The organism is Mesorhizobium sp. P3_A8, assembly GCF_056402995.1.
In genome coordinates this window covers 345,759-359,871 of record NZ_JBFUGI010000001.1, presented here as the reverse complement: position 1 = coordinate 359,871, position 14,113 = coordinate 345,759, and the positions used below count along the sequence as shown (strand labels likewise).

The 14,113-nt window shown below is 63.9% G+C and carries 15 protein-coding genes; 1 reads left to right on the top strand and 14 read right to left on the bottom strand.

Annotation, left to right across the window (positions count from 1 at the left end; genetic code table 11):
* Positions 1-86: 86 nt before the first annotated feature.
* The 8 genes from dapA to AC1DX4_RS01575 all read right to left on the bottom strand — a co-directional run bounded on the left by dapA (position 87) and on the right by AC1DX4_RS01575 (position 7,066).
* Positions 87-1,040, bottom strand: a complete 954-nt coding sequence (gene dapA / locus AC1DX4_RS01610; protein ID WP_477218647.1) for a 4-hydroxy-tetrahydrodipicolinate synthase — start codon at positions 1,038-1,040, stop codon at positions 87-89.
* Between the two features lie 462 nt (positions 1,041-1,502).
* Complete coding sequence (locus tag AC1DX4_RS01605; protein WP_051429750.1) at positions 1,503-1,724, bottom strand: hypothetical protein; 222 nt, start codon at positions 1,722-1,724, stop codon at positions 1,503-1,505.
* A gap of 16 nt (positions 1,725-1,740) precedes the next feature.
* Entirely contained in the window at positions 1,741-1,932 is a 192-nt protein-coding gene (locus AC1DX4_RS01600; RefSeq protein ID WP_477218646.1) for a hypothetical protein, read from the bottom strand.
* Positions 1,933-2,118: 186 nt separating this feature from the next.
* Positions 2,119-3,777 (bottom strand): FAD-binding dehydrogenase, encoded by a 1,659-nt coding sequence (locus AC1DX4_RS01595; RefSeq protein ID WP_477218645.1) that lies wholly within the window; start codon positions 3,775-3,777, stop codon positions 2,119-2,121.
* Positions 3,778-3,817: 40 nt separating this feature from the next.
* Positions 3,818-4,804 carry a Gfo/Idh/MocA family protein gene (locus tag AC1DX4_RS01590; RefSeq protein ID WP_477218644.1) on the bottom strand — a complete coding sequence of 329 codons (987 nt, stop codon included), beginning with the start codon at positions 4,802-4,804 and terminating at the stop codon, positions 3,818-3,820.
* Between the two features lie 80 nt (positions 4,805-4,884).
* Complete coding sequence (locus AC1DX4_RS01585; protein WP_477218643.1) at positions 4,885-5,460, bottom strand: YceI family protein; 576 nt, start codon at positions 5,458-5,460, stop codon at positions 4,885-4,887.
* A 67-nt stretch (positions 5,461-5,527) separates the two neighbouring features.
* Complete coding sequence (locus AC1DX4_RS01580; RefSeq protein ID WP_477218642.1) at positions 5,528-6,100, bottom strand: cytochrome b; 573 nt, start codon at positions 6,098-6,100, stop codon at positions 5,528-5,530.
* 75 nt (positions 6,101-6,175) lie between these two features.
* Entirely contained in the window at positions 6,176-7,066 is an 891-nt protein-coding gene (locus AC1DX4_RS01575; protein ID WP_477218641.1) for a LysR family transcriptional regulator, read from the bottom strand.
* A gap of 96 nt (positions 7,067-7,162) precedes the next feature.
* Between AC1DX4_RS01575 and AC1DX4_RS01570 the strand changes: the two genes are divergently transcribed.
* Positions 7,163-8,158 carry an aldo/keto reductase gene (locus tag AC1DX4_RS01570; RefSeq protein ID WP_477218640.1) on the top strand — a complete coding sequence of 332 codons (996 nt, stop codon included), beginning with the start codon at positions 7,163-7,165 and terminating at the stop codon, positions 8,156-8,158.
* A gap of 268 nt (positions 8,159-8,426) precedes the next feature.
* On the opposite strand, the gene AC1DX4_RS01565 is transcribed toward AC1DX4_RS01570, so the two are convergent.
* The 6 genes from AC1DX4_RS01565 to rplT form a co-directional block, all read right to left on the bottom strand.
* Positions 8,427-9,029 carry a nucleotidyltransferase family protein gene (locus tag AC1DX4_RS01565; protein WP_477218639.1) on the bottom strand — a complete coding sequence of 201 codons (603 nt, stop codon included), beginning with the start codon at positions 9,027-9,029 and terminating at the stop codon, positions 8,427-8,429.
* A gap of 36 nt (positions 9,030-9,065) precedes the next feature.
* Complete coding sequence (gene pheT, locus AC1DX4_RS01560; RefSeq protein WP_477218638.1) at positions 9,066-11,474, bottom strand: phenylalanine--tRNA ligase subunit beta; 2,409 nt, start codon at positions 11,472-11,474, stop codon at positions 9,066-9,068.
* Positions 11,471-11,893, bottom strand: a complete 423-nt coding sequence (locus tag AC1DX4_RS01555; protein ID WP_477218637.1) for a GFA family protein — start codon at positions 11,891-11,893, stop codon at positions 11,471-11,473. The genes pheT and AC1DX4_RS01555 overlap by 4 nt, the downstream gene beginning before the upstream one ends.
* Positions 11,894-11,965: 72 nt before the next feature.
* Entirely contained in the window at positions 11,966-12,388 is a 423-nt protein-coding gene (locus AC1DX4_RS01550; protein ID WP_477218636.1) for an ASCH domain-containing protein, read from the bottom strand.
* Positions 12,385-13,482, bottom strand: a complete 1,098-nt coding sequence (gene pheS, locus AC1DX4_RS01545; protein ID WP_475454523.1) for a phenylalanine--tRNA ligase subunit alpha — start codon at positions 13,480-13,482, stop codon at positions 12,385-12,387. The genes AC1DX4_RS01550 and pheS overlap by 4 nt, the downstream gene beginning before the upstream one ends.
* A gap of 145 nt (positions 13,483-13,627) precedes the next feature.
* Complete coding sequence (gene rplT, locus AC1DX4_RS01540) at positions 13,628-14,029, bottom strand: 50S ribosomal protein L20 (RefSeq protein WP_023672281.1); 402 nt, start codon at positions 14,027-14,029, stop codon at positions 13,628-13,630.
* Positions 14,030-14,113 lie beyond the last annotated feature (84 nt).

The window sequence follows — 14,113 nt, the reverse complement described above, 5'->3', positions numbered from 1 at the left end:
GCGGCCCGACCGACAAAGCGCTCCGCACCGGTGAATGGATCGTCCAGCCGGGGCTGGCTTACGCCGTCGATGGCAACGCGCTTCCGTCAAAGCCGCCACGGCGTGGACGAGGCAAGCGCCGGCCCTGATTGCACGACGCCGGCACTACCGCCATTCAGCGTCAACATGGCCTCGCGTATCGCGACCGCGGTTTCAGGGCGAACAGCTGTCATCGGCAAACGGACATCCGGGCTCAGCCCCAGCGCCAGGCTCAGCGCATATTTGACCGGCACGGGATTGCTCTCCAGTTCAAGCGCCGCGATCAGCGGCCGCAGGCGATGATGGACGGCCCGGGCGGTGTGGTGGTCGCCCTGCCGGCAGGCATCATGCATCTCGACGCACAGTCGCGGCGCAACGTTGGAGACCACCGAGATCGTCCCGCGCCCGCCCATCGTGTTGAAGCCGAACGCCGTCGCGTCATGGCCGGAGAGGCAGATGAAGCGACGCCTGAGCACGGGCGGAAGCGTGGATAGCCGGCTTACCTCGCCTGTGGCGTCCTTGATGCCGACGATGGTCGGAATCTGCGCCAGGCGCTCGATCGTCTCCTCCGACAGGTCGACGCCGGTTCGTGCCGGCACATTGTAGACGATGATCGGTATCCTGACCTTGGCTGCGACCGCCTCGAAGTGGCGAAAGATTCCTTCCTGGCTCGGCCTGTTGTAGTAGGGCGTCACGATGAGGGCGGCGTCGGCGCCAAAGGCTTCGGCGGCGGTCGAAAAGGCGATCGTCGTCTCGGTGCTGTTCGTGCCGGTGCCGGCGATAACTGGCACCCTGCCGGCCGCGATTTTCACGCACAGCGCAATGATGTCCAGGCGCTCCTCCCACGACAGGGTCGGCACCTCACCTGTGGTGCCGCACGGCACCAGCCCGTTGATCCCTTGTTCGATCTGCCAGCGCAACAGCGCGGTCAGCTGCTTCAGATCGACCTCGCCGTCGGTGAACGGCGTCACCAGCGCGGTCATCGCTCCGGTCAGGCGTATTCGGGCTTGTTCTGGTGTCATGGCAATCAGAGTCTCCTGAGTGAATTCTTGGATGCACCGTCTCTTCGAGATGCGAGGAAAGCAGGGCCGACAGAAATGCGGCAGCCAGATCCACATGGTCTGCTTCGATTGTGGCGGCCCGAGCCGTTTTCCCTACGGATGTGATTTGAATGGAACAGAGCCAGCGCACGCCGATCTTGCTGATGGCCGACACCGAACGCTCCGGTTTCGACGCAGCGACCAGCAGTAGGACGGCGTCTAGGATGGCGCCGACCTCCATCAGGCCGGCAAACCGGCGGCCTTGCCGGGACGATCTGTCGAGCGACAGGGCGCGTGCCGCCTCCCAAAGCTGGTGCTCAAGCAGCCTGCCGACATGCGGCAGCCGATCAAGCAATCCGGTGAGATCGGCGCTGTTTGGCCCAGCAATGTCGTTGGAGTTGTCCATGGCCAGATCGTTCCGACCAGCGCGGAACCGGGCGCGGCTCAGTTGAACAGGGAAAGCCGCACGCTTGCCGGCGCGAAGCGTATTGCACCGGCGCGATGGCCGCTTTCCATCGTGGCGAAACGCACAGCGGAATTCCTGTCGGCAAAAACGCCGCCGGTCTGGCCTTCTTCGTCACGCGCGATCCAGTGGCCTTCGCCATCGCGCCCGACGACGAAGCGGTGAAGGGCATTTCCGTCAGGAGGAATAGGGGAGCTTTGCATGGTCATCTCATGCCTTTCAGGAAAGCTGGGCAGCGATCGCGGCGGCGGCCACCAAGGCGCCGACGACCAGAAGCCACCATGTCGGTGTGAAGGGCGCGACCAGGCTGACCTGCGGGCGATTGCTGTTCGCCGCGCGCCTGATCTGTTCGACCTGCGACGCCGGCAAAGGGCGATGAGTGGGCAGATAAAGCCCGTCTGAGAGGAACATCGAAGACTTCCTTCTTTCCGCCGCCACGAGGTGGCGGCTGCCTGCAGCGGCTCAGCACCGGCTACACTCAGAAAGATAAAAGCATCGGCATTTGTATTCGAGGCGGGCGAAATCTGAAAAATATAAAAAAGTCATATGTTTATCGCCCGAGCGTATAGGAGCCCAGGCAACAGCGATGGCGTCGTTTCACGCCACCGAGCGTGCCACCGCCCGGCCGGCGCTACGGCCGGAAAAGATACAGCCACCAAGGAACGTGCCTTCCAGCGCCGCGTAGCCATGCACGCCGCCGCCACCGAAACCGGCCGCTTCGCCCACCGCATAGAGCCCCGGCACCGGCTGGCCATCGGCGCCCAGCACGCGGCTGTCGAGATCGGTCTGCAGGCCGCCCAGCGTCTTGCGGGTTAGGATGTTGAGCCGCACCGCGATCAGCGGGCCATTTGCCGGGTCGAGCATCTTGTGCGGCTTGGCCGTGCGGATGAGCTTGTCGCCCAGATAGGCACGGGCGCCGCGTAGCGCGGTGATCTGCATGTCCTTGGAGAACGGATTGTCGAGTTGTCTGTCGCGGGCGCGGATCTCGCGCTCCACCTGGGTGAGATCGAGCAGCGGCTCGCCGCCGGCCAGTGCATTCATGCGGGCAACCAGCTTCGAAAGGTCGGCTTCGACGATGAAATCCTCGCCCTTCTCCATGAAGGCTTTCACCGGTCCTGGGATGCCTGAGGTGGCGCGGCCGAGCACCTGGCGCCAGCTCTTGCCGGTCAGGTCCGGGTTCTGTTCGGAGCCCGACAGCGCGAATTCCTTCTGGATGATCTTCTTGGTCAGGATGAACCAGGAATAGTCGAAGCCGGTGCTCATGATGTGGCTGAGCGTGCCCAGTGTGTCGAAGCCGGGATAGAGCGGCACCGGCAGTCGCTTTCCGCGCGCGTCGAGCCACAGCGACGACGGGCCGGGCAGGATGCGGATCGCATGCTCGGTCCAGATCGGCGCCCAGTTCTTGATGCCTTCGACATAGTGCCACATGCGGTCGCGGTTGATGATCGAACCGCCGGCGGCTTCCGTGATCGCCAACATGCGGCCGTCGACATGGTCGGGCACGCCGGTGATCATGCGTTTTGGTGCGGCACCCAGCCGCTTGGGCCAGTTTTCCCGCACCAGCTGATGATTGGCGCCGATGCCGCCGGAAGCGACGATCACCGCTTGCGCATGAAGTTCGAAATCGCCGGCGACATCGCGCGAACTCTTGCGGCCGCGCTCGACCGTGCTCGGCTGCAATATATCGCCGCGCACGCCGGTCACGACAGCGCCTGTTCGCGTCAGTTCATTGACGCGGTGACGGAATTTGAAGCTGATCAGTCCACGCTTCTGCGCTTCGCGCACGCGCAGGACAAAGGGCTCGAGCACGCCGGGGCCGGTGCCCCAGGTGATATGGAAGCGTGGCACCGAATTGCCGTGGCCGATGGCATTGCCGCCGCCGCGCTCGGCCCAGCCGACGACGGGAAAGAATTTCAGGCCGCGCTGCAGCAGCCAGGACCGTTTCTCGCCGGCGGCGAAGCCGACATAGGCTTCCGCCCATTTGCGCGGCCAGAAATCTTCCGGCCGGTCGAAGGCGGCGGTGCCCATCCAGTCATCGAGCGCTAGGTCGTGCGAATCGCGGATGCGCATGCGCCGCTGCTCGGGAGAATCGACGAGGAAAAGCCCGCCGAACGACCAGAACGCCTGGCCGCCCAGCGACTGCTCCGGCTCCTGGTCGACGATGATGATCTTCTTGCCGGCCTCGGCAAGCTCGGCAGCGGCAACCAGCCCGGCAAGGCCGGCGCCGACAATGATCACGTCCGCGTCGTCAGCCATTTTTCCTCCCAGAATTAGCCGGCTATTTTATTGCAGAGAGTTAGACGGCTTCCCATCCGTCCTTGCCGCCGGCGCGGAAGATGGCGTCGATGACCTTCTGGTTGAGCACGGACTCCTCCAGCGTGAAGACACGTTCCTTGCCGCCCTGTGCGGCGCGCGCAAAAGTCTCGACCTCCAGCCGGTACTGCTGCGTGCCGGGGAAGCGGAACACTTGCGCTTCGGTGTGGTTCTGGTTGTGCAGTTCGACGCGGTGATGGTCGTAGAGCCCGGCATTGAAGGGCGAAAAGACCTCGATGAAACCCTCCTCGCCGTGGAACACCATCACCTGCCGCGCCGCCATTTGCGTCGACAGGTAGAAGGACAGTTCGAAGTCGCCGAAATCGGCGCGGATCGAGGAGTAGATGTCGGTGCCGAATTTCTTGTCGCGCTCGATCGTCGCCTGGACACGGATAGGTTCCTTGCCGGTCGAAAAGCGCGTCGACACGGTCGGGTAGACGCCGATATCGGGCAGCGCGCCGCCGCCAAGGTCGAGCTGGTTGCGCATGTTGTTGGGGTCGACATTGTAGTAGGAGAACGCGCCCTGCACATGGCGCAGCCGGCCGATGGCATCGCTGGCAATGAGGTCGCGCACCTTGATCCATTGCGGGTGGTAGATGACCATGAAGGCTTCGCAGACCAGCACTTTCCTGGCGTCGCGCAGCTTGATCAGTGGCGCGATGTCCTTGGCGTCGAGCGCGAGCGGCTTCTCGACCAGCACATGTTTTCCGGCTTCGATGGCTTTCGCCGTCCATTCGACATGCTGCGATGTCGGCAGCGGGATATAGACGCCGTCGACTTCTTTGGAAGCGAGCAGTTCCTCGTAGGATCCGAAGGCGTGGCGGGCGCCAAACCGCTCACCCAACGCCTTGGCCTTCGACAGGTCGCGGCTGGCGATCGCCGACAGCACGCCGTTCTCCGCCTCGACGATTGCCGGCAACAACTGCTCGCGGCCGATCTTGGCCGTCGACAACACACCCCATCGGAACATCGCACTCTCTCCATGTCGATTATATCAGACGAGGTTTGCCCGAAATCGATGGAAAAGCCAATGCGGAGTGCCGTAGCAAACTAACCCCGCTTGCCCGTCAGCGTCATGTCGAAGTCGACGATGTTGGAATAGAGCGGCGTGCCGACATCCATGCCGTAGCGCGACCGCAGCACCTTGCCGGTGACATGGAATTTTATCGCGCCGCCCTTCAACCCATCGAGCTCGGCGGTAAACTTTTCCGGAAACGTCTTGCCGCGCGCCGTCAGCCTACCGGTGACAAGGGCCGATGTGTCGCCGGTGCGGGTCACGCTGGTCGAGCGGAACTGGATCTCCGGGCTGTTGGCCGCATCGAACACCGCGTCGGAGCGCAGGAACGCATCGATGCGGCCCTGGCCGGTGCCGACGCTTTCCGGATAGATGGTGAGGTCGACCTTCGAGCGCCCGACATCGCCATTGTCGATACGGATCGTGCCCTTGAAGCGGGCAAAGGCGCCGTCGAAGCCGCCACCGCCGGCCTTGCCTATGGTGAAACGGATGCTGGAGCCTGCCGTACTGACCGTGTAGCTGCCGGCGGCGTCGTTCAACGCTACTGCCGCGGCTGCGGGCACGGCAAGGCATGCGGCAAAAGCCGCGAATCCAAGGATGCGCGCATGCATGGGATGGTTCCTTTCCTGGAGACAACGCTTTTCGCGTCCTTACCCACCAACGAGCGTGGTCGCCGGTCTATTCCCCACCTGACGAAGGCGTGATCATGCGTGCTAGCACGCTGTCGCGCAGCAGGAAGTGGTGGCGGAGCGCGGCGCCGACATGCAGCGCGACCAGCGCGATGCCGGCATAGGCGAGATACCAGTGCGCTGCCGCCCAGAAGCTTTCGGCGGCATCGGATTCGGTGAGCGGCAGATTGGGCATCACGAACAGGTTGAACGGCATGGTGGGGATTTCCAGCATCGAAACCGAAACCAGCACCCAGCCCGACAAGGGCAAGGCGATCTGGAAGGCATAAAGCGCCAGATGCGCGAGCGGCGCTGAACGCCGCTCCAGGGCGCCGACCGAAGCCGGCAGCGGCGGCGGCGCATTGCCGAGCCGCCAACCGATGCGCAGGATGATGAGGCCAAGCAGCAGAAAGCCCAGCGATTTGTGAAGCTGGATCAGCTCGAAGGCCATGCGCTGGCTGGTCAGTCGCACCATAATGAAGCCGAGGGCGAACTGGCCGATGAAGATGACGCCGATCAGCCAGTGGAGGAGGATCGTCGCCCAACCGTAGCGGGTTGGGGTGTTGGTGATTGAGGTCTTCATAACGCGTTAACGAACGCCGGGTCAGCTTTCGTCCAGCGCCCTTCACCCCTCCCAAGGGAGGGTGAGGCGCGCGCTCTACACACTCACCTTGAAGAAATCGACAAACGCCCTCAGCGCTGGCCGCATCTGGCGGTGGCTGGGATAATAAACGAAGAACCCGTCGAAGGAGGGGCACCAGTCCTCCAGCACGCGGATCAGCCTGCCGTCGGCGAGCGGGGCGCGGACATAAGGCTCGAAGACGAAGGCAAGCCCGGCGCCGTCGACCGCCGCCTGCGCGATCAGATGGTCCTCGTCGAGGATCAGCGGCCCTTGCGTGGCGATCTCGATCTCCTCGCCGCCCTTGGCGAATTCCCAGCGGTAGAGAATGCCACTGGAAAAGCGGAAGCGGATGCAGCGATGGTCGGCAAGGTCGCGCGGGTGGTGCGGCTTGGGGCGCTCGGCGAAATAGGATGGCGCGCCGACCACCGCGCCGCGAAGGTCCGGCCCGATACGCACCGCGATCATGTCGCGCTGCAGGCTCTCGCCGAGCCGCACGCCGGCATCGAAACCGCCTTCCACCACATCGGTGAAGCGGTCCTCGATGCCGATCTCCAGCACGATGTCGGGATAGGCCGCGGCAAAGGCGCCGAGCCGCGGCGTCAGCACCAGATGCGCTGCCGTGCGCGGCACGCTGAGCCTGAGATTCCCGGTCGGCCGGTCGCGCGACTCGACCGCCGTCTCCAGCGCCAGGTCGATCTCGGAAAGCGCCGGCCGCAATCGCTCCAACAGCTGTGCGCCTTCTTCCGTCGGCGCGACGCTGCGCGTGCTGCGTGCCAGCAGTCGCACACCAAGCCGCGCCTCCAGGCTGGACACGGCGTGGCTGACCGCCGACGGCGCGATGGCCAATTCCCTGGCCGCGCCGCGAAAGCTGCCACATTGGGCAACGGTTGCCAGTACCGCCAGTTGCGAGAGATGCGCACGATTCATTGATCTATTTCTTGGAACAGCCCGTGCTAAGATGAGCCTATTATCGAACACAAGGCAAGGCGCTATCTCCTCGGCATCACAACAAGGAGACGCGTGATGCAAACCCGCAAACTAGGACCTGAACTCGAAGTCTTCCCGGTCGGCCTCGGCTGCATGGGCATGAGTTTCGTTTATGGCGGCCAGCCGGAGGCAGAGGCGATCGCCACGCTGCACCGCGCCGTCGAGATCGGCGTCAACTTCTTCGACACGGCCGAAGTCTACGGCCCTTACGAGAACGAGATCCTGCTCGGCAAGGCACTGAAGTCGGTGCGCAACAAAGTGACGATTGCGACGAAATTCGGCTTCAAGATTTTGGAGGAAGGCACCGGCCTCGACCGCATGGCCGGCGTCGACAGCCGCCCCGAGCACGTCAAGGCGGTGGCCGAGGCCTCGCTGAAGCGGCTCGGCACCGATGTCATCGACCTCTACTACCAGCACCGCGTCGACCCCAACGTGCCGATCGAGGACACGGTCGGCGCCATGGCCGAACTGGTGCGCGAGGGCAAGGTGCGCGCGCTTGGCCTGTCGGAGGCAAGTGCCGCGACCATCCGCCGGGCGCATGCCGTGCATCCGATCGCGGCCGTGCAGAGCGAATACTCGCTGTGGAGCCGCGACCCGGAAGAAGACGTCTTCGCCGTCTGCCGCGAACTCGGCATCGGCTTCGTCCCTTATAGCCCGCTCGGCCGTGGCCTGCTGACGGGCACCATCGCCAAGCCCGAAACGCTTGACGATGGCGACTGGCGCCGCACCTTGCCGCGCTTCCAGGCCGAGGCCATGGAAGCCAACGCAAAGGTAATCAAGACGCTGGAAAAGCTGGCGACGGAGAAGGGCGTCACCTCGGCGCAGCTGGCGCTGGCCTGGGTGCTGCACCAGGGCGATTTCATCGTGCCGATCCCCGGTGCACGAAAAATCCGTCATCTCGAGCAGAACACGGCGGCGGCTGGGGTTGAGCTGAGTGCTGCCGAGGTTGCGGCGATTGGTGAGGCGCTGTCGCCGGATAAGGTGATGGGCAAGCGCTACACCGAGGAGTTGCTGGCGCTGGTGAACGGGTGAGCAGTGGTCGGCGCGAAGAAGGGGCGCTTCAGCGCCCCTTCTTCAATGCTGCGCGATGCGAATGATTTTAAAAGGTCGGCGCGAGGCACCCCCCTCTGTCCTGCCGGACATCTCCCCCGCAAGGGGGGAGATCGGATGTCGTGGCTGCTTTCGCCAATTGCCAACGTTGAAGAAAGATCGCCGCCGATGAAGCTGCCAATCTCCCTCCTTGCGGGGGAGATGTCCGGCAGGACAGAGGGGGGTGCCTCGCGCCGACATTTCGGCATTCCTACCACGGCACGACTGATAACCCCGGCCAGCACTCCTGCGCCCGCTTACCCTTCGCCTCATGAGTCCGCTGGTTGTCCATCACCCGGTTCGGCGTGATGCGAAACGAGAAGACATCATCCAGCCCGAACGGCGCCACCAGCTCCAACTGCCCGCCAGCGTCGTAGCGCACCCCAACGGCATGCGTCTTCGAGGCGAAATAACTGATGGATTGGCTTGAACTGGTGTAGCGCGGGCAGGGCTGTCCGAACTTCTGCGGATACCACAGATGCACCCGCGCCTGGTTGCGCACCTCCACCGGCAGGGTCAGCCCCTCGAAATGCTTTGCGGCCCGGCGGATGACAGCGTCCTCGGCCTCATAGGACAGGTCGCTGTCATCGAAATAGAACAGGTCGACATCCCTAATGCCGTAGCCCGACGGCTTCCCGATCAGATGGTTCCAGACGGAATTGTAGAGCGCGCCGGAAACCACCAGCCAGCCCGGAAGGTCGAGCGTACAGGCACGCGCCAGCGCTTCGCGAACCAGCGGGTCTGCCGACACGATGTCGAGAAACGCTTCGCGTTGTGCTTCGAACGGCAGCCCGGAATAGCGCAGATGGTCCATCGCCCTTTGGAGGACGATTCGCCATCTGCTCGCAAGCTACCCGCGCAGCACGCCACCCGTCTGCTTGCCGACATTCTCGACAATACGCTTGGCCAGCGCGTCGAAATCCTCGTCGGTCAGCGTCTTCTCGACCGGCTGGATCGACACTTCGATGGCGATCGATTTCTTGTCGGTGCCGAGCGACGCGCCTTCGAAGATGTCGAACACCGAAACCCCCGATATCAGCTTCTTGTCGGCGGCCAACGCCGCGCGCACCAGCGTGCCGGCCTCGACGGACTTGTCGACGACGAAGGCGAAGTCGCGTTTCACCGCCTGGAAGGCGGAGAGCTCCAGCTTCGGCTTGGTCTTGGTCGGCTTGGCCTTCGGCTCGGGCACGGCATCGACGAACACTTCGAAGCCGCAGAGCGGCCCGGAGACATCGAGCCCTTCCATTGTCTTCGGATGGAACTCGCCGAACGTGCCGAGCACGGTCTTCGGCCCGAGCTTGATCGTGCCGGAACGGCCGGGATGGTACCAGGCCGGGCCGCCTGCCTCGATCTGCAGCCGGTCGACTGGCGCGCCGCAGGCTTCCAGTGCCGCGATCGCATCGGCCTTGGCGTCGAACACGCCGACCGGGCCGGAATTGCCGGCCCAGTTGCGGCCGGAGCCGTCGAGCTTGGCGGTGCCGCGGCGCACGCCGGCGGCCACGCGCCGCTGCTGGTCGGCGCCGTCGCCCTCATAGGTGCCCGACACCTCGAACAGCGCCACGTCGCCAATGCCCTTGTCGGCATTGCGCTGCGCGGCGGCGATCAGCCCCGGCAGCAGCGACGGCCGCATGTCGGACATGTCGGCGGCGATCGGGTTGGCGAGCTTCAGTGCCGTCTGGCCGCCACCGAACAGTTCTGCGTGTTTGGCGGGGATGAACGACCAGGTGACGGCTTCCATCATGCCGCGCACGGCAAGCGCCCGCTTGGCTGTGCGGGTGCGGACCTGCAGCGTCGTCAGGATCTTGGAATTGACCGCATCATGCGCGCCGAGCGGCTGCGGGGCGATGTTGTCGACGCCGTGAATGCGCATCACTTCCTCGACCAGATCGGCCTTGCCGTCGACATCGGGCCGCCAGGACGGCACCGCCACATCGACGACATCGCCCGATCCCTGTGGCTTGAAGCCGAGGCGCGACAGGATGTCGAGGCTTTCTGCCTTCGGCACCTCGATGCCGGTCAGACGCGTCACTTCCGACAGCGGGAAGGAAACGATCTTGGGCTTGTGGTCGGCATAGCCGACGATCTCGGTCTCGGTCGGCTCACCGCCGCAGAAATCGAGCACCAGTTTCGTCGCCAACTCGACGCCGGGGACCATGAATTCAGGATCGACGCCGCGCTCGAAGCGATAGCGCGCATCGGTGATGATGCCGAGCGTGCGGCCGGTGCGGGCGGTGGTGATCGGGTCCCAAAGCGCCGATTCGATCAGCACATCCGTGGTGTTCTCGTCGCAGCCCGAATGTTCGCCGCCCATGACGCCGGCGATCGATTCGACGCCATTGTCGTCGGCGATGGCGCACATGTCCGGCGTCAGCGTGTATTCGCGGCCATCGAGCGCCAGCACCTTCTCGCCGTCGCGCGCGCGGCGCACGACGAGGTTGCCGGCAACCTTCTTGGCATCGAACACATGCAGCGGCCGGCCGCGGTCGAAGGTGACGTAGTTGGTGATGTCGACCAGCGCGCTGATCGGCCTCAGACCAATGGCGATCAACCTTTGCTGCAGCCATTTCGGCGACGGACCGTTCTTGACGCCGCGCACGAGGCGCAAGGCGAAACCGGGGCAAAGCTCCGGCGCCTCGATCGTCACCTTGACCGGCGTTTCGCCCTTGCCGGGGATCGCTTCGACCGCAGCGCTTTTCAGCGTGCCGAGCCCGCTTGCCGCCAGATCCCTGGCAATGCCGTAGACGCTGGTGGCATCGGGCCGGTTCGGCGTCAGATTGATCTCGATGACCGGATCGTCGAGATGCGCATAGGCGGCAAAGCTGGTGCCGACCGGCGCATCCTCAGGCAGGTCGATGATGCCATTGTGCTCGTCGGACAGTTCCAGCTCGCGCTCGGAACACATCATGCCATGGCTCTCTACGCCACGGATCTTGCCCACCGTCAGCGTCACATCGATGCCGGGCACATAGGCGCCGGGTGCGGCGAAGGCGCCGATCAGGCCCGCGCGGGCGTTGGGCGCTCCGCACACCACTTGAACAGGTGCTTTGCCGTCGCCGGTATCGACGGTCAGCACGCGCAGCCTGTCGGCATCGGGGTGCTGCACCGCCGTCAGCACCTTGGCGATGACGAAGGGTTTCAGGCTCGACTTGTCGTCGACATGCTCGACTTCGAGGCCGATCGACGTCAGCCGCTCGACGATCGCATTGAGCGAGGCGTCGGTCTCGAGATGATCCTTGAGCCAGGAGAGGGTGAATTTCATGGGACTGTTCCGTCTGGTCTTTTGACGCTTGATTTCAGATGTCTCGGCAGATCGTCGGACATATGCAGGAAAGGCAGCTGCTTGCTGACATAGGCATGCAGCGTCGGCGTGAAATCGGCCGGCGCGTCCATGGCGCCGAGCATGAAGTAAATGTCGTCCTCCAGCCGCTCATCGACATAGGCGATGGGCGAGCCGCAGACGCCGCAGAAGGAGCGCGTCACCGGGCCGTTCTCATACATCTTCAGCGCCTTGCCGGTGAACGCCACCTGGTCGACCAGGAAGCCGACAAAGGCCGATACCGGCGCGCCGCTCGCCCGCCGGCAATCGCCGCAATGACAATAGCTGATGTGATGCGGCTCGGCCGAAGCCTCGAACCGCACGACGCCGCAGCGGCAGCCGCCGATGTGGGGCGCAGTCATGCGCTCAACCCACCGAAGAGCGTCGGCATGGCGAGCGGCCGGAAGCGGTAATGCAACAGCTCGTTCATCGTCTCATACTTTCGCGTCATCTTGACTGAACACTTCGACCAGCTGGAAGCGTTCGCAAACCAGTTTCATGTCAGGCGAAAAGCCGCCATTGCGCTCGAAATAGGCGCGATGGGCTTCGTGCCAGTATTCATAGCTCAGATCACCCTCGCCCTCGTCATGGGCAAAGTCGGCATCAACCTCGTCGAAGCGCCGCACAATGGCCTCGACCGTTTCGATGACCGCCGCGCGCCTGCCGCTGCCGTCGAGCACGACATCGCGGCGTCCGACCTCCGGCACCGGCTCGGCGCCGCCGTAATCGCGCAACGCGCCGCAGGTCGCGGTCTTGCGCCTCGACAGCACCAGCGCCAGCAACTCGTCGGCGAGTCCCGGGCTGTCGCCAAAGCGGAAGGTCACCGCGTCCGCATAGGGATCGGCAGCTACGCTCACGCGCTCAGGCCTCCGAACAGCGTCGGCATGTCGAGTGGCCGGAAACCGTAATGCGACAGCCAGCGGACATCCGCGTCGAAGAAGGCGCGCAGGTCCGGCATGCCGTATTTCAGCATGGCGATGCGGTCGATGCCCATACCCCAGGCAAAGCCCTGATACTCATCGGGATCGAGCCCGCCGGCGCGCAGCACATTGGGGTGCACCATGCCGCAGCCGAGGATCTCCATCCAGTCGGAGCCTTCGCCGAAGCGCACTTCGCCGGGCCGCGAGCGGTCGCACTGGATGTCGACCTCGAGGCTTGGCTCGGTGAACGGGAAGAAGGATGGGCGGAAGCGCATCTTGACCGAGGGCACCTCGAAGAACGCCTTGCAGAACTCTTCCAGCACCCACTTCATATTGGCGACGTTGGCCGTCTTGTCGATCACCAGACCCTCGACCTGATGGAACATCGGCGAATGGGTGGCGTCCGAATCCTGGCGGTAGGTCTTGCCGGGAATAACGATGCGGATCGGCGGCTTCTGCTTCTCCATGGTGCGGATCTGCACGGGTGAGGTGTGGGTGCGCAAAAGCTTGCGCTCGCCCTTCTCGTCCGGCTGGAAGAAGAAGGTGTCGTGCATCTCGCGCGCTGGATGGCCTTCCGGGAAATTCAGCGCGGTGAAATTGTAATAGTCGGTCTCGATATCGGGACCTTCGGCGATGGCGAAGCCGAGATCGCCGAAGATCGCCGCGATCTCGTCGATGACCTGGCTGATCGGATGGATGCGGCCGCGTTCGGCCGGCGACTGCCGCACCGGCAGCGTCACGTCGACCTTTTCGGCGGCCAAGCGTGCGGCGATGGCCACGTCCTTCAATTCGGCCTTGCGGGCCGTCAGCGCCTCGGTGACGCGGTTCTTGAGGCCGTTGATGACAGGGCCCTTGATCTGGCGCTCCTCGGCGGTCATGGCACCAAGCGTCTTCAGCATCTCGGACACGGTGCCCTTCTTGCCGAAGGCAGCGATGCGCACGGCCTCGATGGCCGGCTCGTCGGCGGCCGATGCGATGTCGGCCAGAAGTGAGCTTTCAAGCGTATCCAGGCCGGTGGTTGCGTCGTTCACGGTCAAACTCGCTACGTTGGAAATCTGCGCTAACGTGAAGGTGGTCACGTTCAAGTTGGGTATTCAGGCATAAGAAAAACCCGCGCCAGCCGTGCCAGCGCGGGTTCCCCAAATCAGAATTGCGAATGCTTGGGAAGCGCTGGTCTTAGGCGACAGCGCTTTCAAAAGCGTTCGGCGTGGTGTTCTTCAGATATTCGAGCGCCACCTTGGCCTTGGCGACCAGGGCTGCGAAAGCCTGCGGCTCATGGATGGCCATATCCGACAGGATCTTGCGATCGATCTCGATGCCCGACTTGTTGAGCCCGTCGATGAAGCGGCCATAGGTCAGGCCATGCTCGTGCGTCGCGGCGTTGATGCGCTGGATCCACAGCGCGCGGAACGAGCGCTTGCGGTTCTTGCGGTCGCGATACGCGTACTGCATCGACTTTTCCACCGCCTGCTTGGCGATGCGGATGGTGTTCTTGCGACGGCCGTAGAAGCCTTTCGCGGCTTTCAGGACCTTCTTGTGCTTGGCGTGCGAGGTGACGCCTCTCTTTACGCGTGCCATGTCATGATCTCCTTAAAAGCAATTCCAGGTGCCTGGCGGCTTTCCGTTCCGAATTGCGTAAAACTAATGCGTGTCCGGACCGAA

What these genes read in the sequence shown, in the direction of transcription:
- AC1DX4_RS01570 (WP_477218640.1), top strand. Translation starts at nt 7,163, where the DNA reads ATGCAAACCCGCAAACTAGGACCTGAACTCGAAGTCTTCCCGGTCGGC.
- AC1DX4_RS01580 (WP_477218642.1), bottom strand. Translation starts at nt 6,100, where the DNA reads ATGAAGACCTCAATCACCAACACCCCAACCCGCTACGGTTGGGCGACG.
- AC1DX4_RS01555 (WP_477218637.1), bottom strand. Translation starts at nt 11,893, where the DNA reads ATGACTGCGCCCCACATCGGCGGCTGCCGCTGCGGCGTCGTGCGGTTC.
- AC1DX4_RS01565 (WP_477218639.1), bottom strand. Translation starts at nt 9,029, where the DNA reads ATGGACCATCTGCGCTATTCCGGGCTGCCGTTCGAAGCACAACGCGAA.
- pheT (WP_477218638.1), bottom strand. Translation starts at nt 11,474, where the DNA reads ATGAAATTCACCCTCTCCTGGCTCAAGGATCATCTCGAGACCGACGCC.
- AC1DX4_RS01575 (WP_477218641.1), bottom strand. Translation starts at nt 7,066, where the DNA reads ATGAATCGTGCGCATCTCTCGCAACTGGCGGTACTGGCAACCGTTGCC.
- AC1DX4_RS01605 (WP_051429750.1), bottom strand. Translation starts at nt 1,724, where the DNA reads ATGCAAAGCTCCCCTATTCCTCCTGACGGAAATGCCCTTCACCGCTTC.
- AC1DX4_RS01585 (WP_477218643.1), bottom strand. Translation starts at nt 5,460, where the DNA reads ATGCATGCGCGCATCCTTGGATTCGCGGCTTTTGCCGCATGCCTTGCC.
- AC1DX4_RS01590 (WP_477218644.1), bottom strand. Translation starts at nt 4,804, where the DNA reads ATGTTCCGATGGGGTGTGTTGTCGACGGCCAAGATCGGCCGCGAGCAG.
- dapA (WP_477218647.1), bottom strand. Translation starts at nt 1,040, where the DNA reads ATGACACCAGAACAAGCCCGAATACGCCTGACCGGAGCGATGACCGCG.
- AC1DX4_RS01600 (WP_477218646.1), bottom strand. Translation starts at nt 1,932, where the DNA reads ATGTTCCTCTCAGACGGGCTTTATCTGCCCACTCATCGCCCTTTGCCG.
- AC1DX4_RS01595 (WP_477218645.1), bottom strand. Translation starts at nt 3,777, where the DNA reads ATGGCTGACGACGCGGACGTGATCATTGTCGGCGCCGGCCTTGCCGGG.
- rplT (WP_023672281.1), bottom strand. Translation starts at nt 14,029, where the DNA reads ATGGCACGCGTAAAGAGAGGCGTCACCTCGCACGCCAAGCACAAGAAG.